Origin of the sequence: Actinomadura alba (assembly GCF_014323705.1) — a bacterium.
GTDB classification, from domain to species: Bacteria; Actinomycetota; Actinomycetes; order Streptosporangiales; family Streptosporangiaceae; genus Actinomadura_C; species Actinomadura_C alba.
Genome location: NZ_JABVEC010000017.1, coordinates 54994 through 77736, shown reverse-complemented (window position 1 = coordinate 77736; position 22743 = coordinate 54994). Strand labels below are relative to the sequence as shown.

The 22743-nt window shown below is 71.6% G+C and carries 22 protein-coding genes; 13 read left to right on the top strand and 9 right to left on the bottom strand.

Annotated features, from left to right (window positions below; all coding sequences use genetic code 11):
- Positions 1 to 67: 67 nt before the first annotated feature.
- Positions 68 to 2161: a fibronectin type III domain-containing protein gene (locus HKK74_RS22175; protein WP_187245193.1), complete on the top strand. Its 2094-nt coding sequence runs from the start codon at positions 68 to 70 to the stop codon at positions 2159 to 2161.
- Between the two features lie 18 nt (positions 2162 to 2179).
- Here the strand turns inward: HKK74_RS22175 and HKK74_RS22170 are convergent, their stop codons facing one another.
- Complete coding sequence (locus HKK74_RS22170; RefSeq protein ID WP_187245192.1) at positions 2180 to 4000, bottom strand: serine/threonine-protein kinase; 1821 nt, start codon at positions 3998 to 4000, stop codon at positions 2180 to 2182.
- 263 nt (positions 4001 to 4263) lie between these two features.
- On the opposite strand from HKK74_RS22170, the gene HKK74_RS22165 reads away from it, so the two are divergent.
- Positions 4264 to 5817, top strand: a complete 1554-nt coding sequence (locus HKK74_RS22165; protein ID WP_187245191.1) for a serine/threonine-protein kinase — start codon at positions 4264 to 4266, stop codon at positions 5815 to 5817.
- On the opposite strand, the gene HKK74_RS22160 is transcribed toward HKK74_RS22165, so the two are convergent.
- From HKK74_RS22160 to HKK74_RS22150, 3 genes are read right to left on the bottom strand one after another with little or no spacing between them, the layout of a single operon-like run.
- Positions 5814 to 6449 (bottom strand): TetR/AcrR family transcriptional regulator, encoded by a 636-nt coding sequence (locus HKK74_RS22160; protein WP_187245190.1) that lies wholly within the window; start codon positions 6447 to 6449, stop codon positions 5814 to 5816. The genes HKK74_RS22165 and HKK74_RS22160 overlap by 4 nt on opposite strands.
- Before the next feature lie 20 nt (positions 6450 to 6469).
- Positions 6470 to 7144, bottom strand: coding sequence for a DUF4166 domain-containing protein (locus HKK74_RS22155; RefSeq protein WP_187245189.1), 675 nt, complete (start codon positions 7142 to 7144; stop codon positions 6470 to 6472).
- On the bottom strand, positions 7141 to 7860 hold the full coding sequence (locus HKK74_RS22150; RefSeq protein WP_187245188.1) for a hypothetical protein: 720 nt from the start codon (positions 7858 to 7860) through the stop codon (positions 7141 to 7143). The genes HKK74_RS22155 and HKK74_RS22150 overlap by 4 nt, the downstream gene beginning before the upstream one ends.
- A 263-nt stretch (positions 7861 to 8123) precedes the next feature.
- On the opposite strand from HKK74_RS22150, the gene HKK74_RS22145 reads away from it, so the two are divergent.
- The 6 genes from HKK74_RS22145 to HKK74_RS22120 all read left to right on the top strand — a co-directional run bounded on the left by HKK74_RS22145 (position 8124) and on the right by HKK74_RS22120 (position 13144).
- Positions 8124 to 9287: a CaiB/BaiF CoA transferase family protein gene (locus tag HKK74_RS22145; RefSeq protein WP_187245187.1), complete on the top strand. Its 1164-nt coding sequence runs from the start codon at positions 8124 to 8126 to the stop codon at positions 9285 to 9287.
- Between the two features lie 37 nt (positions 9288 to 9324).
- Positions 9325 to 10482, top strand: a complete 1158-nt coding sequence (locus HKK74_RS22140; protein WP_312881673.1) for an acyl-CoA dehydrogenase family protein — start codon at positions 9325 to 9327, stop codon at positions 10480 to 10482.
- Between the two features lie 69 nt (positions 10483 to 10551).
- On the top strand, positions 10552 to 11049 hold the full coding sequence (locus tag HKK74_RS22135) for an MSMEG_6728 family protein (RefSeq protein ID WP_187245185.1): 498 nt from the start codon (positions 10552 to 10554) through the stop codon (positions 11047 to 11049).
- A gap of 9 nt (positions 11050 to 11058) precedes the next feature.
- Complete coding sequence (locus tag HKK74_RS22130) at positions 11059 to 11733, top strand: HAD family hydrolase (RefSeq protein WP_187245184.1); 675 nt, start codon at positions 11059 to 11061, stop codon at positions 11731 to 11733.
- Between the two features lie 530 nt (positions 11734 to 12263).
- Entirely contained in the window at positions 12264 to 12623 is a 360-nt protein-coding gene (locus HKK74_RS22125; protein WP_222722592.1) for a hypothetical protein, read from the top strand.
- Positions 12624 to 12901: 278 nt separating this feature from the next.
- A complete protein-coding gene (locus tag HKK74_RS22120) occupies positions 12902 to 13144 on the top strand; it encodes a hypothetical protein (RefSeq protein ID WP_187245182.1) in 243 nt (80 codons plus the stop codon).
- Positions 13145 to 13552: 408 nt separating this feature from the next.
- On the opposite strand, the gene HKK74_RS22115 is transcribed toward HKK74_RS22120, so the two are convergent.
- Positions 13553 to 14230 carry a winged helix-turn-helix transcriptional regulator gene (locus HKK74_RS22115; RefSeq protein ID WP_187245181.1) on the bottom strand — a complete coding sequence of 226 codons (678 nt, stop codon included), beginning with the start codon at positions 14228 to 14230 and terminating at the stop codon, positions 13553 to 13555.
- Positions 14231 to 14328: 98 nt separating this feature from the next.
- Between HKK74_RS22115 and HKK74_RS22110 the strand changes: the two genes are divergently transcribed.
- Together HKK74_RS22110 and HKK74_RS22105 are read left to right on the top strand one after the other, a co-directional pair.
- Positions 14329 to 14928, top strand: coding sequence for a pyridoxamine 5'-phosphate oxidase family protein (locus HKK74_RS22110; RefSeq protein ID WP_312881672.1), 600 nt, complete (start codon positions 14329 to 14331; stop codon positions 14926 to 14928).
- A 2-nt stretch (positions 14929 to 14930) separates the two neighbouring features.
- Positions 14931 to 15608 carry an alpha/beta fold hydrolase gene (locus HKK74_RS22105; protein WP_187245180.1) on the top strand — a complete coding sequence of 226 codons (678 nt, stop codon included), beginning with the start codon at positions 14931 to 14933 and terminating at the stop codon, positions 15606 to 15608.
- Here HKK74_RS22105 and HKK74_RS22100 read toward each other — a convergent pair.
- Genes HKK74_RS22100 through HKK74_RS22090 form a run of 3 tightly spaced genes read right to left on the bottom strand, consistent with a single transcriptional unit; the run spans position 15605 to position 18533 of the window.
- Positions 15605 to 16420, bottom strand: coding sequence for an ABC transporter ATP-binding protein (locus HKK74_RS22100; protein ID WP_312881671.1), 816 nt, complete (start codon positions 16418 to 16420; stop codon positions 15605 to 15607). The genes HKK74_RS22105 and HKK74_RS22100 overlap by 4 nt on opposite strands.
- Positions 16420 to 17517, bottom strand: a complete 1098-nt coding sequence (locus HKK74_RS22095) for a FecCD family ABC transporter permease (RefSeq protein ID WP_312881670.1) — start codon at positions 17515 to 17517, stop codon at positions 16420 to 16422. Before HKK74_RS22095 ends, HKK74_RS22100 begins: the two co-directional genes overlap by 1 nt.
- Positions 17514 to 18533, bottom strand: coding sequence for a FecCD family ABC transporter permease (locus tag HKK74_RS22090; RefSeq protein WP_187245179.1), 1020 nt, complete (start codon positions 18531 to 18533; stop codon positions 17514 to 17516). The genes HKK74_RS22095 and HKK74_RS22090 overlap by 4 nt, the downstream gene beginning before the upstream one ends.
- Before the next feature lie 111 nt (positions 18534 to 18644).
- Between HKK74_RS22090 and HKK74_RS22085 the strand changes: the two genes are divergently transcribed.
- Complete coding sequence (locus HKK74_RS22085) at positions 18645 to 19652, top strand: ABC transporter substrate-binding protein (protein ID WP_187245178.1); 1008 nt, start codon at positions 18645 to 18647, stop codon at positions 19650 to 19652.
- Positions 19653 to 19702: 50 nt separating this feature from the next.
- On the opposite strand, the gene HKK74_RS22080 is transcribed toward HKK74_RS22085, so the two are convergent.
- On the bottom strand, positions 19703 to 20155 hold the full coding sequence (locus HKK74_RS22080) for a coiled-coil domain-containing protein (RefSeq protein ID WP_187245177.1): 453 nt from the start codon (positions 20153 to 20155) through the stop codon (positions 19703 to 19705).
- A gap of 157 nt (positions 20156 to 20312) precedes the next feature.
- On the opposite strand from HKK74_RS22080, the gene HKK74_RS22075 reads away from it, so the two are divergent.
- The gene (locus tag HKK74_RS22075; protein ID WP_187245176.1) at positions 20313 to 21512 is read left to right on the top strand and encodes an acetyl-CoA C-acetyltransferase; all 1200 of its coding nucleotides are present in this window, start codon (positions 20313 to 20315) and stop codon (positions 21510 to 21512) included.
- Positions 21512 to 22693, top strand: a complete 1182-nt coding sequence (locus tag HKK74_RS22070) for a CoA transferase (RefSeq protein WP_187245175.1) — start codon at positions 21512 to 21514, stop codon at positions 22691 to 22693. The genes HKK74_RS22075 and HKK74_RS22070 overlap by 1 nt, the downstream gene beginning before the upstream one ends.
- The last annotated feature ends 50 nt before the right edge of the window (positions 22694 to 22743 follow it).

The following is a 22743-nucleotide window of genomic DNA, read 5'->3' as shown; positions in this document are numbered from 1 at the left end:
GGGCTTTATCGCACTAAGGTGACATTTCTCTGCCGGGGGTGTCGGGGAGACGTCGAGGGGTGAGGTTGTGCGGGCGACCGGTGTCGTAGCTGCCCTGTTCCGGAGGGACCGGCTCACCGCGCAGGTGGCCGTCGGGCTCGTCGGCGCGCTCTGCGTGGCCGCCGTCGTGTTCGGCGTCGGCATGGCCAGCGCCAAGTACCAGATCTCCGACGTCGGCGCCTGGCTCAGCTCGAACCGCAACGGCCTCGCCGTGCACGCCAACGGCATGGCCGGCAAGGTGGACGGCAAGGTCAAGATGCCGACCATGATGCACGGCCACCAGATCAAGATCATTCAGGATGGCAGCACCATCCTCATCGTCGACCAGCAGACCGGCGTGGTCAGCCGCATCGATCCCGCCCAGCTCAGCGTGGTGAAGAGCAGCGGAACGTACGCCGCGGCCGGGCTTCAGGTCGTCGCCGAGGCCGGTGTCGCGTACGTGGTCGACCCGGCCAAGGGCACCGTGCAGCGGATCGACCCGATCAGCCTCGCCCCCGCCGGGGCGGCGACGACGCTGACCCCGCCGCTCGGCCAGTCCGCCATCGACGCGCGCGGAACGCTCTGGGTGCCCGTACCGGCCACCGGTGAGGTGGTGCCCTTCCAGGGGGGTGCCCGCGCGGCGCCGGTCAAGGTCGGAAAGCCGGGGAACGACCTCGCGATCACGATCGCCGCGGGCGTGCCGGTCATCACCGACTCCACCGCCGCGACCGCTCTGGTGCTGGAGCCCTCGGGCCGCCGGCTCACGCTGGCGCTGCCGTCCACGGTCAGCGGAGCCGGGCGGGGCGGCGTACTCTTCCCGGCCCGGACCGAGGGACAACTCGTGCCGCTGCTGGCCAAGCGGACCGGATCACTGGTGGTGCTCGACACCGGCAGCGGGCGGCACTCCACCGTGTCGCTGCAGATGCCCGACCACCGGTACGGCCCGCCGCAGATCCTCGGGTCGAAGATCTACATTCCCGACCAGACCGCCGGAACCCTGGCCGTCTACGACTCCGCCACGAACTCCTGGCCGCCCCCGGTCCCCGTCAACGGGCGCCCCGGTGAGCTCGAGGTGTTCGTCTCCAACGGCCTCCTGTGGGCCAACGATCCCAACGGCGAACGGGCCCTCGTGCTCAACGTCGGCGGCGCGGTCAAGCGGATCAGCAAGTACGAGCCGAAGGCGCCCGGTGGCCCGCGCTCGCCGCTGCCGACCCGGGTGGCAGGGCCCGGCGGCGGTGACGGCCCTGCGGCGCCCCTGCCGCGTGCCCCGGTGGCGCCGCCGCCCCCCGGGGCGCCGACCGCGCCGTCGAATCTCCGCACCTCGGGCGGCGACGGCTTCATGACGGTGGAGTTCCAGCCGTCGACGGGCGGACGCCCCCTCAGATACGTCCTCAAGGACGTCCCCGCCGGCCTGACGGTGACGCCCCGCCAGGTGGCGCCGAACGGTACACCGAGCTTCCAGGTCCAGGGCGGCCGATGCGGAACGGAGTACGTCTTCCGCGTGGCCGTTCGCTACCGGGACAGCACGCGGCGGACCGCCGAGGTGGTGTCCGGGCGGAGCGCCCCGGCGATGCCGTGTGTTCCGCCCGGCGCGCCGACCAACGTGGGCGCCACCGCGACCTCCGGCGGGGCGCAGGTCACCTGGGCGGCCCCGCCCGGCGGGGCCGGTGCGCCCATCAGCTACCAGGTGGCGTGGACCGGTCCGGTCTCCGGCAGCCGAAGCGGGCTCACCGGCGCCTCGGTCACACTCGGCGAGATCGGAAAGAACGGGACGTACACCTTCACCGTCACCTCGTCGAACGGCGCCGGATCCGGACGGCAGGCGCAGGCCTCCGCGAACCTCGTCGGCCCGGCTCAGCGGTACGTCACCGTCAGGAACGGCAATTCGGACGCCTACATGTACGTCAGGCCGGACAAGGACAGCGGCGACGTCGGTACCGTCCGCGACAACGGGAAGACGCTGATCGTGCACTGCCAGATCATGGGCAAGTACTACGACCGCGGCGTACCGGGCTTGGCGGGCTCGCTCTACGACTATGTCGAGTACGGCGGGAAGCGCGGTTACATGATCGGCTACCTGGTCGACACCCCACGCGACCCCTGGTATGAGTTCGCGGGGCTGCCCCTCTGGCAGTGCGCGTAGAGCTCGAGGTCCGGACTCTCAGCGGGTCGTGACGCAGCGGTAGGCCGACCACCCGATGGTGGGCGGGGTACCGGGGACCAGGAGCGCCCCGACCCGGAAGCAGTAGCGCGTACGCGCCTGCAGTCCCGTGACGGTGGCGGTCATCGCACCGGTGCCCGCCGAGGTCACCGGCTGTGTCCCCGCCGGAGCCCGCTGGATGATGATGGGCAGCCTGCGGGCGTTCGGCGGCAGGGTCCACGCGAGGCGTGCCGAGTTGCCGACCGGCACGATCTGCAGGCCGCGCGGGGCGGCCGCCCTGATCTGCTGTGCGGTGAGCCGCGGCGCGGTCGTCGGGGGCGGGACCTGCCCTCCGCCGTCGGGCGGGCTCACGGGCGCGGACGATGACGAATCCGTCGAGGACGTCGGCCGCGGATCTCCCCCGGAGCCTCCGGCGTAGATCGCGATGCCGGTGACGCCGATGGCCAGGCCCCCGGTGAGCGCGATCGCGCCAGCGACCAACAGGCCACGGCTCGGCCCGTCCGGGGGACTCGGGGCCGGAACCGGCGCCATGGCCGGTGAGGGTGCCGGTGAGGGCGCCTGTGACAGGGCATGCGAGTGACTTTGTGCCGGGGCCTGAGGCGCCGAGGGCATCTGCTGATAGAGGTCGGCGCCGCCGGGATGGGACCCGTACTGCGGGGCGGGCGCCCACGCCGATGCCGGAACGGGTGCGGCCGCCTGGGCCGCGGGGGCCTGGGGCGGAGGCGTCGTGGACGAGGGTCCGGTCGTGCCGTGCGGGGTGCCGTTGGCCGGGATCCGGTAGGTCGCCCCGGTGGCGTCGGCGTCCGCGGGCGTCGGCGCGGGTGCGGCCGCCGGTGGCCGGGCCGGCTCGGGGGAGGGGACGAAGGCCTCGTGCCCCGGCCGGGCGGGCATCCACGGGTCGTGCGTGGGCGTCGAGAACCCGTCGGCGGGGACGCCTGAGACGGCGGGCGTCGCGGCCGGTGCCGCCGCGGGTGCACCGACGTAAGGCAGCTCGGTGACGGGCAGCCCGAGCTCGGTCTGCACCTGCTGGATCCGCTGGGCGAAGGCGACCGCGCTCTGGAACCGGTTCTCCGGGAGCTTGGCCATGGCCGTGTCGATGACGTCGAACACCGGCTGCGGGAGGCCGTCGCGGGTGATGGGCGGGGGTGGGTCGCCGAGGATGCGCACGATGAGCGTGGCGAGGCCCTCGCCGTGCGGCCCCTTGAACGCGGGCTTCCCGGCGAGCAGCTGGTAGAGGCTCGAGCCCAGCGAGTAGATGTCGGAGGCGACCCCGGGCGCCCTGCCCTCGAGGATCTCGGGCGCGGCGTGGTGCGGCGTGAACGCGTTGGTGTGCGTGGAGTCGAGTGAGTCGACCAGCCGGGCCACTCCGAAGTCGGCCAGCGCAGGCTCGCCGTACCGCGAGACCAGGATGTTCTGCGGTTTGACGTCGCGGTGCAGGACGTCGGTCTCATGGGTCGCGGCGAGCGCGCCGGCCATCTTGACCCCGATGCGCAGCACCTCGGCGACCGGCAGCGGCCCCTCCCGGTCCAGCCGGTCGGAGAGCGAGCCGTGCTCGAAGTACTCCATCGCGATGTACGGGCGGCCGGACCTGGTCGTGCCGTTGTCCAGGACCGTCACGACGTTGGGGTGGCCGGTGAGCCGGCCGGTGATCTTGCATTCCCGCTGGAACCGGTTCATCGACGCCTGGTCGATCGCATCGACCGACAGCACCTTCAACGCGACCTGGCGGTCCAGTCGCTCCTGGTAGGCGAGATAGACGACGCTGAATCCGCCCTCCCCGACCCGCTTCAGCACCCGGTAACCAGGGACGTCCTCGGTCATGTCGTCCTTCTCGATCGGGCGGGGCCTTCGGGGGTGGGACGGAAGGCGGCCCTGTACGGTTCCCTGCCGCGCCCCGTGCGGATCCAGGGTAATACGGGGGCGATCCGGGCGTGGCTGTCCAGCGCTTCGCTGCCGGACCGCCGCTGACTCGTAATGGTTGGTTCAAGTCGGCGAGGGCGATCTCCGGTGCTTCCTAGCCTCTGCGCGCAGGCAGTCCGTGTGCAGATCCGTGGTGCAGACCCGTGGGGCAGAGGAGTTCGGCCATGCCGGAAGACGTCGACAGCCATTACCGGGAGCTCGTTCGGCTGGCGTATCTGGTGCTGCCCGGGCGGCGCAGGCGGATCTATCGGCTGGCGATCGCCCGGCGGATCGTCGACGAGAGCCTGCCGCGCCGGCCCGGCCGCAATCCCGGGCGGGCCTACGCGCGTGCGCGGACCCGGGTGCTGCGACGCGCCATCCTGCCCTCGTGGCGGCTGCGGTTCATGCTGGGCCCGTGGCTGCGCGCGCTTCCCGCCCGGCTGCCCGATCCCGCGCTCACCGTCGCGCTCGCGCGGCTGGACCCGGCGGCCCGGGCCGCGTATGTGCTGACGCGGGTCGAGTCGCTGCCCCGGCACACGGTGCGCGACCAGCTGGTCGAGGCGGGGGTACGGGACGCCCGCGCCGCGCTGGAGGCCGCCGACGAGGTGCCCGACGTGGCCCCGCCGAGCCTGGACCCGATCCTCGGCCCGGCCGTACGCCGGCGGTCCCGTCTGCCGGTCGCCGCCGCGACCGCGCTGACCCTCGTCCTGGTGACCGGATTCATGATCACTCGGTCCGACCCGCCGGCGCGGCCCGACGTGACGCGCCGCCTGCGGGTGACGACGGCCGGTGCGGCCGACTGGACGCTGGGGAGCCGGGGCCTGGCGGTGTGGCCGGCGCGCGGCGACCTGGTGCGCGACACGGCACTGGTCGACCGGGCGCTCGCCGCGTGGACGCGGCAGGTGGGGGACCGGCGCGATCCTCAGCTGCTGTTCGCCGGACGGGCGGGTGGCACGAACGTGGCGCTGCTCCGGGACGGCGACCGGCTCGGCCGCTACACCGACGCTCACGGTGTGCTCGAGGTGTCCTCGGTCGGCGACGCCGCCGGCCCCCTCGCGCTCGGGGCGGGCCGATATCTGCTTCCGCCGTGGATCGCCCGCGTCTCGCACGCCGACTCGAGCGAGCGGGTGACCGTTCGCGAGGGGGTGACCGAGCCCGTGCGGGTCGACGCCACCTGCGGCCGCGGACCGCTTCTGCGGTTGCTGCAGCCGGGCGGCACCCTGACGGTCGCGGACCTCGGCGGACCGGCCCTCACCGAGATCGCTTACCGGACCCGCTCCGGCACGGCCGGGTCGGCCGCCCCGGGGGTGCGGCTGTGGGAGCGGCTGGCCTGTGCCGTTCCCCGTCCCGCGCGTCCCGCGGCGTCGGCGACGGCCTGGGAGTTCTGGACGGGAAAGTTGCCCGGGGGCACCCGCGGTCACTGGATCTGCACCCGCTACACGTTCCCGGACGGCGGTTCGACCGCGTACGGCACGCTCATGACGGGACGTACGAAGGAGTACGCGACGGGCGACTGCGGGCACCAGCCCGACGGGGCGGTGAGCGGTACCTGGCGGCGTTCCGACAAGCGGTGGTACTACGTGGCGGCGGCCAGCCGGGAACTCACCCCGCACGCCGTCGGACCCGACGGCAAGCCGAAGATCAAGGACGGGCTCCTCGTGATGAAGGGCAGCCGTGCGGAGCACCCGCCAGGGAAACCCGTGATCCTCACCGCCCGGCCAGGGAAGAAAACGTCCTAGGCGGACCTCGTGGCCTTGCGGATGCGGCCTTTGATCGTCCGGCGGGCCACCGGCCCAATGTCCTCGAGCACCGATACCAGGGTGATGAGCTGTTCCAGGGCGTCCATCGCGCGTGCCGCCCCGTCCTGGTCCACACCCTCGTAGAGTTCGAGGCCGACAAAGGCAGCGGCGACGGCCCGCGCGAGTCCGCCGACGTCCACGAAGCCGGCGAGCGGGGTGCTGGGGAGGACGCGGTCGAGTACCGCTTCGATCTCCGCGATCCACAGGCCGAGCCCGGCGGCGGTGGCCGGGGCGAGCCGCGCGTCGGTCTGCCCGCCGGCCAGCATCTGGGCGAGCACGGTGAGGTTGCCGGCCGCGCGCTCGTCCGTGTGCAGCGATCGGCCGAGATCGAGCAGCTCACGTAGCGAGGTGATGGAGCCGAAACGCGCTCGGTAGAGCGCGACCCGCTCCTCGGCGCCGTGCCGGAGCGCCGCCGCCAGCAGTTCGTCGACGCTGCCGAAGTGATAGAAGACCAGCGCCTGGTTCACCCCTGCGGCCGTGGCGATGGAGCGGGCCGAGGCTCCGGCGATGCCCTGCGTCCGCAGCGTCTCCAGGGTTCCCTCGAGCAGTTTGGCCCGGGTGTCGCCGGCCATCGCTGTCCCTCCGCAGACGTTCAGCGGCGCGCCTGTTCGCGTCGCGGCTTCACGGTAGTGGGTACGCCGCTCGCGGGGACATATCGCGTCGTGAAGGTGCCGTGGTAGCCGAACAGCGGGCCGCAGCGGTGGTTGACGACGCGGACGTCGATCCGGAACCGCCCGATCTCATCGTCGAAGGACTCGCGGACGGTGGCCGCCCCGGTGACGAGGTCGGGCACACGGAAGGCGAGCGGCCCCTCGCGGAACCGGTACTCACCGGAGCGGATGACGAGGCCACCTCGCTCATCGACCTCGAACAACAGGTCGGTCGCGAGGTGCTGATGGGTCCCCAGGTAGTCGACCACACAGCCGCGAGCGGAATTGTAGATCATCGTGGCGTCGAAGCGCCGTGGCCGCCTCGGCAGCTGGAACGTGCGGACGAAGGTGACCGTCTCGCGGCCATGGGAGTCGATATAGGGGTAGTTCTCGATGACGAAGGGGACTGCACGGCCGGTCTCGGGGACGAGGATGTTGCGGCGGCTGCCCAGGGCCAGAAACGGGCGCGTGAATGGGGCGCCGTGCCAGACGCGGTCCATGACGCCGTTGCCGATGCACGCCTGTCCTCCTGCGACGCCGACGCCGAGGCGCCGCCGCAACTCGGGGTGGAGGCGGCCGAAGTCGCGGCCAAGGGCGCGCTGGAAGATCGAGTTCATGGGGACTCCAATCGGGAGAGGGTGGCCGGCGCCCGCGCCGCCCGGCCCCCGGGTGGGCGGCGCAGGCACCGGCGGGCCGCGGGGGTGCCGGGCAGCGGGGGCAGCAGGAGCGCGGCGATGGTGACCGCCACGGTGACGCTGGGAGGGGAGGTACACACCAGCGCCGCGCCGGGAACGGCGATCCGGCCGAGCAGTTCCAGGACGGCCTGGCGGAGCGCCCGCTCAGGGGTACGGCCGGTCTCCAGCCAGAGGCGGAGCCGGTCGAAGGACCAGGCCGTGGCCCAGCCCAGGAGCGGACGGAAGAACAGATCGGCCGCCGTGCCGAGACGGCCCCAGCCGGGCTGGTAGTCGTAGCCGGTCAGGAACCGGATCCCCGCCTTGCCGGGGACGTAACGCCAGTAACCCGAGCCGGAACCGATCAGCGCAAGCCGATGCGACGAGCCGAACCGGAGGGCGGAGGTGTGGGTGCCGTCCGGGCGGTGACGCTCACCGATGGTGCGGCCGTAGCCGCCGATCACGAGGCCGGGCAGCGGCCGGACGGAGTAGCGGAACTGCTGCGCTCCGTCGGCCGCGCAGGGCGCATAGACGATCTCGTGGAACCGCAGATCCCAGCGCTGATGCGATGCGGGAAGCTGCGTCCGGTCCCACAGCTCCGCGAGGTCAGTGCGGATCAGCGTCTCGACATAGATGCCCCGGTCACGACGCTTCCTCGGCATCGGCGGCACTCTCCCATCGTCTTGAGCGATCGCTTAAAACGGGAGCATAGACAAGTTTGAGCGATCGCTCAATAGTGCTCGGTGTGGCGGCGACCCCGCAGCGGTCGCTGTCGCGGGCCTTTGTCGAGCCGGCCACTTGACCGCCGTCGCGCCGGTGCCCGTATCGTCTCGAGAGGGTCGATCAGCGAACACTTATGGTGATCGTGCAAACTGGAACCGAATGAGATTCTGCCGATGCGACGAATGCGACGAAGGGATCCTTGATGGGCGAGGCGTCCAGCGGGGCCGGGCCGCTGTCCGGGGTCCGCGTCATCGAGCTGGCGGGCATCGGGCCGGCCCCCTTCGCCGCCATGCTGCTCGCCGACCTCGGCGCCGAGGTCATCCGGGTGGACCGGCCCGGCGGCCGCCCGGCCTTTCCGGATCCGGCCAAGGACCTGACCAACCGGGGCAAGCGCTCTGTGGCCGTCGACCTCAAGGACGACCGCGGCCGGGACGTCGTGCTGCGGATGGTCGAGCGGGCCGACGCTCTCATCGAGGGCTTCCGCCCCGGTGTCACCGAGCGGCTCGGCCTCGGGCCGGACGACTGCCTGGCCCGCAACCCCGCGCTGGTCTACGGCCGGATGACCGGCTGGGGGCAGCAGGGGCCCCTCGCCCAGAGCGCCGGGCACGACATCGGCTACATCGCGGTCACGGGTGCCCTCCACGCCATCGGCCGCGCAGGCGGACCGCCCCAGGTGCCGATGAACCTGCTCGGCGACTTCGCCGGCGGCAGCATGTACCTCGTCGTGGGCGTGCTCGCCGCGCTGCTGGAGGCCAAGAGCAGCGGCAGGGGGCAGGTCGTCGACGCCGCGATCGTCGACGGCACCTCCCACCTGTCCACGTTCATCCACGCCTTCCTCGCCGCCGGCGCCTGGCAGGACCGGCGCGGCGTGAACATGCTCGACACCGGGGCGCCCTGGTACGACGTGTACGAGACCGCCGACGGACGGCACATGGCGGTGGGCGCGATAGAGCCGCAGTTCTACGCCGAGTTCGTCCGGCTGCTCGGCATCGCCGACGAGCCGGACCTGCCCGCGCAGTACGAGGCCGGCCGCTGGCCGGAGCTGCGCGAGCGGTTCGCCACCGCGTTCAAGGCCAGGACCCGGGACGAGTGGGCCGAGATCTTCCTGCCCGGCGACGGCTGTGTGGCCCCCGTACTGTCGCTGCGCGAGGCCACCGAGCACCCGTACAACACCGAGCGGGGGGTGTTCGTACCGGGCGCCGACGGCACGCCGCAGCCCGCACCGGCGCCGCGCTTCTCGCGCACGCCCGGGGCGATCGGCGGCCCGCCTGCGACGAGCGGCGCGCACACCCGCGAGGTGCTCACCGAGCTCGGCTTCACCGATGTGGACGAGCTGCTCGGCAGCGGCGCCGTCGTCCAGAACTGAGCGGCGTCCACGGACGTCCACGATCGATGGGGGGCACGTGTTCGAGCTGGCGCCGGAGGAGCAGGCGATCGTCGACGTCGTCGCCGAGTTCGTCGACGAACAGGTCAGGCCGGTGGTGCGCGACCTCGAGCACGCCGACACCTACCCCGAGGCGCTGATCGGGCAGATGAAACGGCTCGGGGTGTACGGCCTGCTCGTACCGGAGGAGCACGGCGGGTCGGACGTCTCCGCGCCGTGCTTCGCGCTCGTCACCGAGCAGCTGGCCCGGGGGTGGATGAGCCTCGCGGGCGCGATGGGCGGGCACAGTGTCGTGGCGTTCCTGCTCCGCGAGTTCGGCACCGACGAGCAGCGGCGGCGCTACCTGCCCGCGATGGCCACCGGAGAGTTGCGCGCCACGATGGCGCTGACCGAGCCGGGCGGCGGTTCCGACCTGCAGGCGATGCGCACCCGCGCCCGCGCTGACGGCGACTCCTACGTCATCGACGGCGTGAAGACCTGGATCTCCAACGCCCGCCGCGCCGGGCTGATCGCCCTGCTGTGCAAGACCGACCCCACCGCCGACCCCCCGCACAAGGGTGTCTCGGTGCTGCTGGTCGAGGAGGGCCACGAGGTCTCCAAGGACCTGCCCAAGCTCGGCTACAAGGGCGTGGAGAGCTGCGAGGTCGTCTTCGACGCCGTACGGGTGCCGCGCTCCGGCGTGCTCGGCGGCGCCGAGGGCGCGGGCTTCGCGCAGATGATGCGCGGGCTGGAGGTGGGCCGAATCCAGGTCGCGGCCCGCGCGCTCGGGGTCGGCCAGGCCGCCTTCGACGACGCGCTCGCCTACGCCCAGCAGCGCGAGAGCTTCGGGGTGCCGATCTGGCGGCATCAGTCGATCTCGAACTACCTCGCCGACATGGCGACGTCGCTGCGGGCGGCGCGGTTGCTCACCCTCGACGCGGCCGACCGGCTCCAGTCGGGACGGCGGGCCGACATGGAGGCGGGCATGGCCAAGCTGTTCGCCTCGGAGACGGCCATGAAGGTCGCGATGGACGCCTTGCGCATCCACGGCGGCTACGGCTACTCGACCGAGTTCGACGTTGAGCGCTACTTCCGCGACGCCCCGCTGATGATCGTGGGCGAGGGCACCAACGAGATCCAGCGCAACGTCATCGCCCGTCAGCTCATCGCCCGCGATCGCGGGTCCGACGCGGGGTAGGGGAGTCGGTGACGGCTGGTCGCCGTGATCCCGTGCGCGCGGCCGGAGCCGGATCGGGGGGTGCCGCCGATGCAGACGTTCCTGCCGTACGCGGACTTCGCCGCCACGGCGAAGGCACTCGACGCGCGGCGGCTGGGCAAGCAGCGGGTCGAGGTCCTTCAGGTGCTGCGCGCGCTGACGATGCCCGGGTACGGCTGGCGGCATCATCCGGTCGTGCGCATGTGGGCAGGATACGACGAGGCGCTGGTCCGCTATGGGCTGGAGGTCTGCGACCGGTGGAGCGGCATCGGCCACCGGGACACCTGCGCGGGCAAGCTGGGCGCCGAACTGACCGTGACCACCGGCGTCGCCGTCGCCCGAGGCCAACTCGAACTCGCGGCGGCGGGTGACCTGCCGCCGTGGCTCGGCGACCCGGACTTCCACCGCAGTCACCAGTCCGCCCTGCTGCGTAAGGACCTCGCCGTCTACGGACCGCTCTTTCCCGGCGTCCCCGACGACCTGCCGTACGTATGGCCCCTCTCGGATCGCCCGAGCACGGCGGCAGTCGCGACAGACCGTAGGAAATAGAGTGGCCGGGTGATCCGCGCGGTCGTCTTCGATATCGGCGAGACCCTGGTCGACGACACGCGGGAATGGCGGGCCTGGGCGGAGTGGCTCGGCGTACCACCGCACACGATGTCGGCACTCGTCGGCGCGGTCACCGCGCTGGGCCGGGACAACGCGGATGCTCTTCGCCTCGTTAGACCAGGTCTGGACATCGCCGCCGAAAGGCACGCGCGAGAGGCGACGGGCCACGGCGAGCGACTCGGCGAGGAAGATCTCTATCCTGACGTCCGGCATGCGTTGAACGAACTGCGCGGACGTGGCGTCTGGGTGGGGGCGGCGGGCAATCAGACCGCCCGTGCCGCGACATCGCTCCATGCGCTCGGCCTGCCCCTTGACGATGTGGCGACCTCGGAGGAATGGGGCGTCGCGAAGCCGGATGCCGAGTTCTTCTCAAGGGTCCGCGCATGGGCGCCGGGTGAACTGGACGAGATCGTTTATGTGGGGGACCACCGTGACAACGACGTCGTCGCGGCCAAGGCTGCCGGACTCCGGACCGCATTGATCCGGCGAGGTCCTTGGGGCCACCTGTGGTTCGACGATCCTCGCGTGATGCGCGATGCCGACTGGCGCATCGGCACGCTGACAGAACTCCCTGATCTCCTGACCAATGCCGCCGCTTCCTCTGATGCGCCCACCCGAGAGTGAGGCCGTCGTTACGCTCGGTGTAACCGATACCGGAGCGGCATATGTCATCCAGGCAAAATGAGCAGATCGGTCGGCGAATCGCCGCTGCGCGCTCGGCCCGTCGTATGTCTCAGTCTGAGCTCGCGAACACCGCCCACGTGTCGTGGCTCGGACAGCGAGACGAGGCCTTCCGCTGTTTGCAGACCGCCCGGCACATCGCACCCCAGCAGACTCGTGAACACCCATACGTGCGAGAGGCCCTGATCACTCTCCTGCGGTTGCATCTCAGCCCGTCGGAGGCATTGATCAGCTACTCCGAGTGGGCCCGAGCCGTATGAGGCCAGCTCATATGCGGTGACACAAACTGTGTCACCGCCGAGGCTGTCGAGCCCCCAGCATCTAACCGTCGGCAACGGTCCAGGAGCCGAGCGCTACCTGCGTACCGGAAGGGCGGAATGGTGCACGGACGGCGACCTTGCGCGCAGCCCACTCTTTTCTCGTGGACCATCGCCCTGCCTGGCGAGAATTCCGCGGGTACGGGCGCGGCCGGTGTGAGCGACGACGGCGCACGCGCTCGCAAGTACGTCGCAGACGGCTTACGCGACGCCTCCGACGGGGCGCGGGGCCTGGTTCATCGGGTGACGTTGAGCTTCTCCAGGATCGGCTACGTCTACGAGGCGCTCGTGGCGCGCGGGCGGCTCGATCCCATGAGCGGCGCCGTCGTGTGGGAGGAGTTCCCCGCTCAGAACTCCTGGGGCAGGCTCAACGGCCTGTTCGCCGAGACGGTCGACGGCATGCCGCCCGAGGCCGTAGCCGCCGGACTCGCCGATGCCGAGGCCGACCAGGACCGGCGCCGGTGCGGTTTGCCGACCGGCTCTCCCAGCGGCCGGGGCGGCGAGCCGTGGGGGTGATGTGGCATCTCGACGTGGGCGCGCCGGCACGGCGCGGCGGCGTGCCCACCGCTTCGTCTCGGGCAGGGGAAGGCCCAGGCGATGTCGTACGGCCCGGCTCCCGCCGGAGCAGGATCTCGGAGCCGTACGACCCACCACGATGGCGCGACGGTGCGGAGACCGTGGCCGGCCCCCGGGCCGCGTTCCGCACCGTCGCGCCATCTCGGCTCTGGCGGCGTACGGCCGGTTCGCGAGGCCTTGGTCGCCCACATGGCACACGGACCAGGGAGGACCTCGGAATGCAGGCCGGACGTCATGCCCGCCCCGCGTCCCAGCATGCTGTCGAGCTGCGCGCACTGACGCGCCGATTCCCCGGCGTACCGCTGTGGTGGGGACACGCCACCGGCAACTGGTGGGCTCTCGTCGGTGGACGCCTGGTCGAGGCGGACACTTCAGAGGAGCTCGGCCGCGTGATCACGGCCGCCCGAGTGCACCACGCCATGCGCACCCGGTCAGTGGCATGGCGCGAGCCGTCGTGCTGATGCGCGGCGCGGGACACGTTGAGGGGTCGCGCAGGTCCCGGGTGCGGCCAGGCAGGTCGGGAGAGCGAAGGAGTACCTGCCGATGACGTTGATGTGGTGACGCAGGAACGGGGACGGCCGGGCGGCGGGACCCGGACCGCCCTGTTGTGGACGGCGTTGGCGGCCCGGATCGCTCCCTCGGCGTCGAGACGGGCACTGTGTGGACCGTCAACAGCCGCCTGAGCGCCGACGCGCGCCTCCAGCGAGTCCCGCGAAGTCGGGCCTCGAAAGCGCGAACAACTACATGATCACGGCGGGGAAACCTCTGGCGTGATCATGCAGTTAAGCGCCGTAGTCATCTCCCAGAGCCCCGACCGGCCGTCCCCGCCGTTCCGCCGCCCGTAGTCGAGGCTCCGACCCGTCACCGTCTCACGCGGGATCGTCCACGGCCTGGCCGTGCATTGGGGGCGCGCGGAAGAGGTCGATGAAGCGCGTCCCCGCTCGGTGGTCACCCTCCAGCGTGACGTGGCCTGAGCGCAGTGTGTCGTCGATCCGGTGCTCACCCAGGATCAGGCCCCAGAGCGTGGCGACGTCGGTCTCGACCACCGCGTCGGGCCGCTCGGCGCTGCCGCGGATCAGCTCGATCCGGCCGTCCGCGACCTCGGCGCGGAAGCGGTCGTCGCCGAGCCGCAGCTCGTAACTCCCTCGCATGCCTTCGGCGAGGTGCGAGACGAACAGATCCCTCATGGCCAGGATCAGCGAATCGGCGCTGGACTCCGCGGTGGAGGTCACCGGAGCACGGCTGCCCCACCGGCCGAGATGGGCCAGGACGGGTTCGAGGTCGTAACCCCACTCGGTCAGCTCGTACACCCACGTGCCGACGGGCGGCCCGAGCTTGCGGCGCCGTATCACCCCGTCCTGCTCCAGTTCACGCAGACGCTGGGACAGCACGTTCTGACTCGCGGTGGGCAGACCGCGATGCAGGTCGGTGAACCGCTTCGGGCCCAGCAGCAGCTCGCGCACCACCAGGAGGGCCCAGCGCTCACCGACCAGATTGAGGCCCCGTGCGATGCCGCACGGGTCGTTGTAGCTTCGCCTGCCGGGCATGCCCAGAGCATATTCGATCACTCTTATCCCCGCACCGGTGACTCCCATATGTGATGTACTCACTCCTACATTAGGAGTTCATGATGAGGAGTGGACCGGTGAAGACTGAAGTTCCCCGCGATCCGATGGCGCTGCGGCAAGGTGACATCGGCCTGCTGAAAAGTGACGTGGCCACCCGTCTGCTCGCCTCGACCGAGCTGGCGCGCGTGGCGTACGTCGCTGCGGACGGCACGCCACGGGTGTTCCCGATGTTGTTCCACTGGACCGGCACCGAGATCGTCCTGTCCACCTTCGAGGGGGCACGTAAGATCGCCGCTCTGCGGGCCAAACCCGATGTCGCCATCACCATCGACAAGGCGACCACACCGCCGGAGGTGCTCCTCATCCGCGGCCGGGCCTCGGTCACCGATGTGGAGGGGATCGTGCCGGAGTACGCGCTGGCCCAGCATCGTTACGCCGGCCCCGAACAGGGTGCCGCCAACCTCGCCGAGGTCGACCACCCGGGCACGAGGATGGCGCGCATCGCCGTGCGTCCGACCTGGGTGGGGGTCCTCGACTTCCAGACCCGCCTGCCCGGAGGCGTCGGCGTCGAGGAGTTCCAGCAGCGCGGCCGGGGCGGGTCACCGAACGAAAGTCACGGAAACGACGGTCCCGGAAGCGACAGTGACAGGGACGAGAGTGAGAGGGAGGTCGTCTGACGATGGCCACATATGTCCTGATTCCCGGTGCCGCGAGCGGCCCGGAGTACTGGCGCCCCCTGAGCGCCGAGCTGCGTGAGCGAGGCCATGACGTAGTGGCGGTGGATCTGCCCTGCGCGGACGACTCGGCCGGGCTGGCCGAGTACGCCGACGCGGTCGTCGACGCCATCGGCGACCGTACCGACCTCGTCCTGGTGGCCCACTCGCTCGGCGGTTTCACCGGTCCGCTGGTCTGCGACAGGATGCCGGTCGACCTGCTGGTGCTGTTGCAGGCGATGATCCCGTCGCCGGGCGAGCCGCCGGGTGACTGGTGGGCCAACACCGGCTACGAGCAGGCGAAGCGCGAACAGGCCGAACACGGCGGTCCGGCTTCGGACGACCCGTCAGACGTCTACTACCACGACGTCCCGCCGGACCTCGTGGCCGAGGCGACACGGGCCGAGCGGGATCAGTCCGGCACGCCGTTCGTCAAGCCGTGGCCGCTCAAGGCGTGGCCCGATGTGCCGACGAGATTCCTGCTCTGCGGCGACGACCGCTTCTTCCCGGCCGAGTTCATGCGCCGCGTCGTGCGTGAACGCCTGGGCATCATCCCCGACGAGATCGCCACCGGCCACATGCCGATGCTCGCCCGCCCGGCCGAGCTCGCCGACCGCCTGGAGGCCTACCGGGCCGAGCGCTAGGAGCCGTCCGGCGGCCGGGCCGTCGCGGACCGCGCGCCGCCGAGGGGGACGACCAGGGGGCCGCCCGAGACCGGATCTGTGATGATCTTGGCGTCCAGGCCGAACACCTCGGCGAGCAGTTCCACGGTGAGCACCTCGGCGGGTGCTCCTGAGGCGGCGACCCGGCCGTCGCGCATGGCGACGAGCCGGTCCGCGTAGCGCGCCGCCAGGTTGAGGTCGTGCAGCACCATGACGACCGTACGGCCGTGGTCGGCATGCAGCCGGCGGATCAGCTCCAGCACCTCGATCTGGTGGGCCAGGTCGAGGAACGTGGTGGGCTCGTCGAGCAGCAGCAGGCCGGTGTCCTGGGCGAGCGCCATGGAGATCCAGGCGCGCTGCCGCTGCCCGCCGGACAGCTCGTCGAGGGGCCGGTCGGCCAGCTCGAGCAGCCCGGTCTTGGCCAGCGCGTCGGCCACCGCGCCCTCGTCGGAGGACGACCACTGGCGGTACCACGACTGGTGGGGGTGACGGCCACGGGTCACGAGGTCGGCGACGGTCAGTCCCTCGGGTGCCTGCGGTGCCTGCGGCAGGATGGCCAGCCGCTTGGCCACCTCGCGGGTCGGCACCTTCGCGATGTCGTCCCCGTCCAGCAGTACCCGGCCTGCGTGGGGTTTGAGCAGCCGTCCGAGGGCGCGCAGCAGCGTCGACTTGCCGCAGCCGTTCGGCCCGATGATCGCCGTGACCCCGGCGTCGCCGAGGTCGAGGGACAGCCCGTCGACGACGATCCGGTCGCCGTACCCGAGCCGCAGGTCGCGCGCGGTCAATGAAGCCACTAGGTCGCCTTCCGCCGGGACCGGACGAGCAGATAGATGAGGAAGGGTGCGCCGAGGACCGCCGTGACCACGCCGACCGGCAGTTCCACGCCGCCGAAGGCGGTGCGGGCGATCAGATCCGCGCCGACGGTGAGAACGGCGCCGACCACCAGGGAGCCGACCAGCGGCGGCCGGGTGGATCCGCACAGCCGCAGTGCGATCTGCGGGGCGGCCAGCGCGACGAACTCCACCGGCCCCGCCGAGGCGGTGGCCACCGCGGCCAGCGCGACGGCCGCGAGCACGAGAAGGGAACGGGCCAGGTCGACCCGCAGCCCGAGTCCGCGCGCGGAGTCGTCACCGAGCCGGAGTGCCTCGAGTTTGTGGGCGCCGAGCAGGGTCAGCGGGATCAGCAGCATCAGCGCGAGGGCCACCGGGCGGACGTGCTCCCAGCCGCGCCCGTTGAGGCTGCCGGTGATCCAGACCATGGCGCGGGACGCCTGGTCGACGTCCCCGATGGTGAGCAGCCACCACTTCACGTTCGCGGCGATGCTCGTCACGCCGATGCCGACGAGCACGAGGCGGTAGCCGTCCAGCCCGTGCCGCCAGGCCAGCAGATAGACGCCGATGCCGGCGACCAGGCCGCCGGCGAGCCCGGCGAACGGCACGCCGAGCGTGGCGATCAGGCCGCTCACCCCGCCGTACCCGCCGCCTGTGATCATCACCAGGACCACGGCCACGCTCGCTCCCGAGGTGACGCCGAGGACGTCCGGGCTGGCCAGGGGATTGCGGGCGACCGCCTGCGCGATCGCGCCCGACAGGCCGAGCGCCGCGCCGACCAGCGCACCCGTCAGAGCGCGGGGCAGCCGCAGCTCCATGACGACGAACCGGTTCTCCTCGCCGCCGAGCAGCGTGCGGAACACGTCGCCGACCCCGATCGGGAAGTCGCCGCGGCCCACGCTGAGCGCCATCAGCAGCGCGAGCAGGCCGAGCCCGGCCAGTGCCACGGTGATCGGGCGGGGCCGGACCCGGAACGAGACGCGTGCGACCCGTACGGTCAGCGAGACGCCACCCGTACGGACGGAGCCGGCCGGCGCGGTGCGCGGTATGGGCGATCTCACAGGCGCACCGGCTTGCGGCGGCGCACCAGCGCGATGAAGAACGGACCCCCGATCAGGGCCAGCATGATGCCCACCTCCAGTTCACCGGGCCGGGCCACGATGCGGCCGGCGATGTCGGCGCCGAGCAGCAGGATCGCGCCCAGCAGACCTGAGTACGGCAGCAGCCACCGGTGGTCCGGACCGGACAACGCCCGCGCGACGTGCGGGACGATCAGGCCGACGAAGGCCAGCGCACCGCAGACCGCCACCGCCGACCCGGTCAGCAGGGTGATCGACGCGATGCCGAGCGCCCTGGTCGGCCCCACCCGCCGGCCCAGTGAGCGGGCCACGTCCTCGCCCAGCGACAGCACGTTGAGGCCGGGCGCGTTGGCCAGCGCCAGGAACAGGCCGAGCAGTACGAACGGCAGCACCTGCGGGAGCAGCCGCGCGTCACGGCCCGCGATGGCGCCCGCCTGCCAGAACCGGTAGACGTTCAGGGCCTGCTGGTCGAGCAGGACGAGGCCGGAGATCAGGCCGTGCAGCAGCGTGCTCACGGCCGCCCCGGCGAGCGCGAGCGTGATCGGAGTGGCTCCGCCGCCGCCCACCGACCCGAGGGTGAAGACCGCCACACTCGCGACCAGCGCCCCGGCGAAACCGAACCAGATGTACACCCGCAGGTCCGTCACGCCCAGCGTGAAGATGCTGAGCACCATGGCGAACGCCGCACCCTGGGTGACGCCCAGCAGGCCGGGATCGGCGAGCGGGTTTCGGGTGTGTCCCTGGACGAGCGCCCCGGCCATCCCGAGCGCCGTCCCGGCGAGCAGCCCGAACGCGGTCCGGGGCAGCCGCAGCGAGCGCACCACGTCGTCCTGCTCGGTACCGGTCGGGTGGACGAGCGCGCTCCAGACACCGGGCAGCGGGATCCGCATCGCACCGATCGAGATGCTCGCCACGGTCACGCCCATCGTCAGGAGCGCGAGCCCGAGGAGGATCAACAGCCGGTGCCGGCGCAGTGCGCCGAGCGGCACCGCCGTCATGTCCCGCCCTCTTCCATTGATCACCCCTCGGGCCCGTGTTGACCGATTCGTGTGCTTAGGTATACCTAACCTAATTGAAGTTAGTTTTACCTAACTGCGGAGGAATGCTAGATGACGTCGTCTTCAGTGCGGCGGGCGGCCGCCGGGTTCGCGGTCGCCGCGCTGGCCGTCATGGGCCTGGTGGGCTGTGGCTCCGGCTCCGGCTCCGGCTCCGGCTCCGGCTCGGACGCGGCGGCCGGCGAGGACAAGCCGCTGCGGACCGTCGCCCACGCGATGGGCAGCACGAAGATCCTCAAGGAACCCAAGCGGATCGTCGCCCTGGACCAGAGCTTCGTCGATGCCGTCCTGTCGCTGGACGGTGACGTGGTGGGCTACACCACCTACCGGTCGGTCGACGAGAAGCTCCCGGACTATCTGGGCGAGGCGGCGAAGGTGCACGGGAAGGAGGCCACCTCGGTCGGCACACTGGCCGAGCCCAGCCTCGAGAAGGTCGCGGCGCTCAAGCCCGACCTCATCCTGTCGGCCAAGGTCCGGCACGAGGCGTTGTACGGCAAGCTCACCCAGATCGCGCCCACCGTGTTCAGCGAGACCACCGGCGCGCTGTGGAAGGACAACCTGCGGCTCGTCGGGAAGACGCTCGGCAAGGAGCGGCTCGCCGAGCAGAGGCTCCAGGAGTACGAGGACCGCGCCCAGAAGATCGGTGCTGGAATCAAGGAGAAGGACGGCGAGCTGCCGGCCGTGTCGGTGGCCCGGTTCACCGACGAGCCCACCGTGCGCCTCTACACGGCGAACTCCTACTCCGGGATCATCCTGTCGGACGTCGGTTTCCCCAGACCCAAGGACCAGCCCACGTCGGAGGAGATCGCCGTCGACCTCAGTGAGGAGCGCATCGCCGATCTCGACGCCGATCACATCTTCGTCGCGACGTACCGGGACGAGAAGAACACCTCGGCGGAGGTCAAGGCCAAGTTCGAGGCCAACCCGCTCTGGGACAGGCTCGACGGCGAACGGCACGAGGTCGACGACCTCACGTGGATGACCGCCGTCGGGCTGCAGGGCGCGGACGCGGTGCTCGACGACCTCGCCAAGATCTTCAAGGTGGACCCGGCGAGGTCCTGAGGCCGGGGACGGCCGCCGCCCTCCCGGTCGGGCGGCGGCCGCTTACCGGGTTACCCGGTCTGGCCGACCGGGGCCCCGGTGATCCCGAGGTGGTCGACGATCATCTTCAGTGTGGTGGTCAGGTCGGCGACATCGGCCTTGACCTGGGCCATGTCGGCCTTCAGCTCGGCGACGTCGGCCTTGACCTGGGCCATGTCGGCCTTCAGTTCGGCGACGTCGGCCTTGACCTGGGCCATGTCGGCCTTCAGCTCGGCGACGTCGGCCTTGACCTGGGCCATGTCCGTCTTGAGCTCGGCGACGTCGGTCTTCAGCCCGGAGACGTCCGAGGTGAGATCGGCGAGCTGGCGGGTGTGGCGCTCCTGGGTTCTGATGACGGTGCGAACATTGGCGCGTACCTCGGTTAACCCGGCGGCGAGCGCTTCGATCTGGCCGGGCCCGGCCCAGGTCTCCAGCACGTTCATGCGTCCCTCCAGGGTCGTCACGCGGTCTTCGGTCGTTGCCATGAGGAGTCTCCTCCCTCGGGGGGCTGTGTGCATCCGATTCCGGACGGTAATCGCGGCCGGTTCTGTGACATCAGTCCCTTCAGGCGATCTGTGGATAACCGGTGCCGAGCCGTGCGGCAGACTGGCATCCGGATCGGTGGTCGCCTGGAGGTTCGTCATGCGTGAGGTCGTTGTCTGCTCTCCGGTCCGTACGCCGGTCGGCCGGTTCGGCGGGTCACTTCGCGACGTGCCGCCGCAGCGACTCGCAGCCACCGTCATCACGGAGTTGCTCAAGCGCACCGGCGCCGACCGCGTCGACGACGTGATCCTCGGCAACTGCAACCCCAACGGCGAGGCTCCGGCCATCGGCCGGGTGGCCGCGCTCGACGCGGGGCTGCCGGTCGAGACGGCCGGCCGGCAGGTCGACCGGCGCTGCGGTTCGGGTCTGCAGGCGGTGATCGACGCTGTGCTGCAGGTTCAGAGCGGCGCCGGCGACACGGTCATCGCGGGCGGTGTCGAGAGCATGAGCCAGGTGGAGTACTACGCCACCGGCCTGCGGTGGGACCGCCCCGGTGTGGAGATCAAACTGGCCGACCGGCTGGACCGGGCGCGCGTGACTGCCGGCGGCGAGCTCCACCCGGTGCCGGGTGGGATGCTCGAGACGGCCGAGAACGTACGCCGCAAGCACGGCATCCCCCGTGAGGAGCAGGACGCCTTCGCCGTGCGGTCGCACCAGCGGGCCGTCGCCGCCCAGCGTGAAGGGCGCTTCGCCGCCGAACTCGTCCCCGTGGAGGTCCGCGGGCGGAAGGAGACGGTCGTCGTCGACACCGACGAGCATCCCCGGGCCGACACGTCCGTGGAGAAGCTCGCCAAGCTGCGGCCCGTGCGCCTTGCACAGGACGCGGAGTCGACCGTCACCGCCGGGAACTCCAGCGGGCAGAACGACGGCGCGGCGGTGTGCCTGGTGACGACCGCGGAGAACGCCGACCGGCTGGGGCTCGAAGTACGGGCCCGGCTCGTGTCATGGGCCGTCGCGGGCGTCGCGCCGGAGCTGATGGGTCTCGGTCCCGTTCCCGCCACCGCCGCCGCGCTGCGGCGCGCCGGGCTCACCCTCGACGACATGGACCTCATCGAGCTCAACGAGGCCTTCGCCGCCCAGGTCCTCGGCGTCACCCGCGAGTGGGGGCTGACCGATCTCGACCGGCTCAACGTCAACGGCTCCGGGATCTCGCTCGGCCACCCGGTCGGCGCGACCGGCGCGCGGATCCTCGCCACCCTTCTGCACGAGATGGACCGGCGCGAGGCCCGCTACGGTCTGGAGACCATGTGCATCGGAGGTGGTCAGGGCATGGCCGCGGTGTTCGAGCGGGTCACCTGATGCTCGGCGGCCTCCGGATCCTGGAGATCTCCAGCTTCGTCGCCGCGCCGCTCGGTGGCATGACACTCGCCCAGCTCGGCGCCGAGGTGATCCGGGTCGACCCGATCGGGGGCGCCCCGGATGTACGGCGGTGGCCGCTGGCCCCGTCGGGCGCCAGCCTGTACTGGGCGGGGCTGAACAAGGGCAAGCGGTCCATCACCGTCGACCTCCGTTCCCCGCGGGGACGCGAGATCGTCGGAGCGCTCGCCGCCGATACCGGGATCGTCCTCACCAACGCCCGCCGGCCGTCCCACGAGGAACTGGCGGGGGCGCGTCCCGACCTGATCCATCTGCGCATCGAGGGCCATCACGACGGCCGCCCCGCGGTCGACTACACCGTCAACGCCGAGACGGGCTTCCCCCTCGTCACCGGGCCGCAGACCCACACCGGCCCGGTCAACAACGTGGTGCCAGCCTGGGACATCGCCTGCGGGCTCTACGCGGCCGTCGGCATCCTCGCCGCCGAGCGGCACCGGGCGCGCACCGGTGAGGGGCGGGCGATGCGGGTGCCGCTCGCCGACGTGGCGCTGGCGATGGCCGGCAATCTGGGCCATCTCGGTGAGGCGGTCGTGGGCGGCGCCGACCGGCCGAGGATCGGCAACCACCTCTATGGCGGATTCGCCCGCGACTTCGCCACTTCTGACGGCGGGCGGGTGATGCTCGTGACGCTGACCGCGCGGCACTTCGCGGACCTGGGCGCGGTGACCGGGCTGACCGAGGTGTTCGCCGAACTGGAACGGCTGCTCGGCGCGGACTTCGCCGCCGACGCCGACCGCTATCGCCACCGCGAGGCCATCGCCGCCCTCATCGAACCCTGGTTCGCCGCGCGTGGTCTCGACGAGGTGGCGAAGGCGCTCGCCGGCAGCTCGGTGCTCTGGTCGCCGTACCGGACCTTCACCGAGGCCGCCCGAGCGGCGGCCGGCAACCCGCTGATGGCCGAGCTCGACCAGCCCGGCATCGGACGCCTTCCGGTCCCCGGCTCGCCCATCGATTCCGTGGCGGCCTCCGGCGCGGCCTCCGGTGCCGGCCGCGGCGCCGCGCTCGCCCCGGCCCTCGGCGCCGACACCGATGACGTGCTCGCCGGGATCGGCCTGGACACCGGCGAGATCGCCGCGCTGCGGGCGGACGGGGTGGTGGCATAAGCGAGCCGTCCGCCGGGCCCGCACGACGGCGCTTGGTGCAACGGAGAGAC

Bases quoted from the DNA above. Each gene is read 5' to 3' on its own strand.
- HKK74_RS22160 (WP_187245190.1), bottom strand. From the start codon at position 6,449: ATGGCCGGCGACACCCGGGCCAAACTGCTCGAGGGAACCCTGGAGACG.
- HKK74_RS22135 (WP_187245185.1), top strand. From the start codon at position 10,552: ATGCAGACGTTCCTGCCGTACGCGGACTTCGCCGCCACGGCGAAGGCA.
- HKK74_RS22085 (WP_187245178.1), top strand. From the start codon at position 18,645: ATGACGTCGTCTTCAGTGCGGCGGGCGGCCGCCGGGTTCGCGGTCGCC.
- HKK74_RS22105 (WP_187245180.1), top strand. From the start codon at position 14,931: ATGGCCACATATGTCCTGATTCCCGGTGCCGCGAGCGGCCCGGAGTAC.
- HKK74_RS22120 (WP_187245182.1), top strand. From the start codon at position 12,902: ATGCAGGCCGGACGTCATGCCCGCCCCGCGTCCCAGCATGCTGTCGAG.
- HKK74_RS22145 (WP_187245187.1), top strand. From the start codon at position 8,124: ATGGGCGAGGCGTCCAGCGGGGCCGGGCCGCTGTCCGGGGTCCGCGTC.
- HKK74_RS22165 (WP_187245191.1), top strand. From the start codon at position 4,264: ATGCCGGAAGACGTCGACAGCCATTACCGGGAGCTCGTTCGGCTGGCG.
- HKK74_RS22150 (WP_187245188.1), bottom strand. From the start codon at position 7,860: ATGCCGAGGAAGCGTCGTGACCGGGGCATCTATGTCGAGACGCTGATC.
- HKK74_RS22070 (WP_187245175.1), top strand. From the start codon at position 21,512: ATGCTCGGCGGCCTCCGGATCCTGGAGATCTCCAGCTTCGTCGCCGCG.
- HKK74_RS22075 (WP_187245176.1), top strand. From the start codon at position 20,313: ATGCGTGAGGTCGTTGTCTGCTCTCCGGTCCGTACGCCGGTCGGCCGG.
- HKK74_RS22115 (WP_187245181.1), bottom strand. From the start codon at position 14,230: ATGCCCGGCAGGCGAAGCTACAACGACCCGTGCGGCATCGCACGGGGC.
- HKK74_RS22170 (WP_187245192.1), bottom strand. From the start codon at position 4,000: ATGACCGAGGACGTCCCTGGTTACCGGGTGCTGAAGCGGGTCGGGGAG.
- HKK74_RS22080 (WP_187245177.1), bottom strand. From the start codon at position 20,155: ATGGCAACGACCGAAGACCGCGTGACGACCCTGGAGGGACGCATGAAC.
- HKK74_RS22090 (WP_187245179.1), bottom strand. From the start codon at position 18,533: ATGACGGCGGTGCCGCTCGGCGCACTGCGCCGGCACCGGCTGTTGATC.
- HKK74_RS22155 (WP_187245189.1), bottom strand. From the start codon at position 7,144: ATGAACTCGATCTTCCAGCGCGCCCTTGGCCGCGACTTCGGCCGCCTC.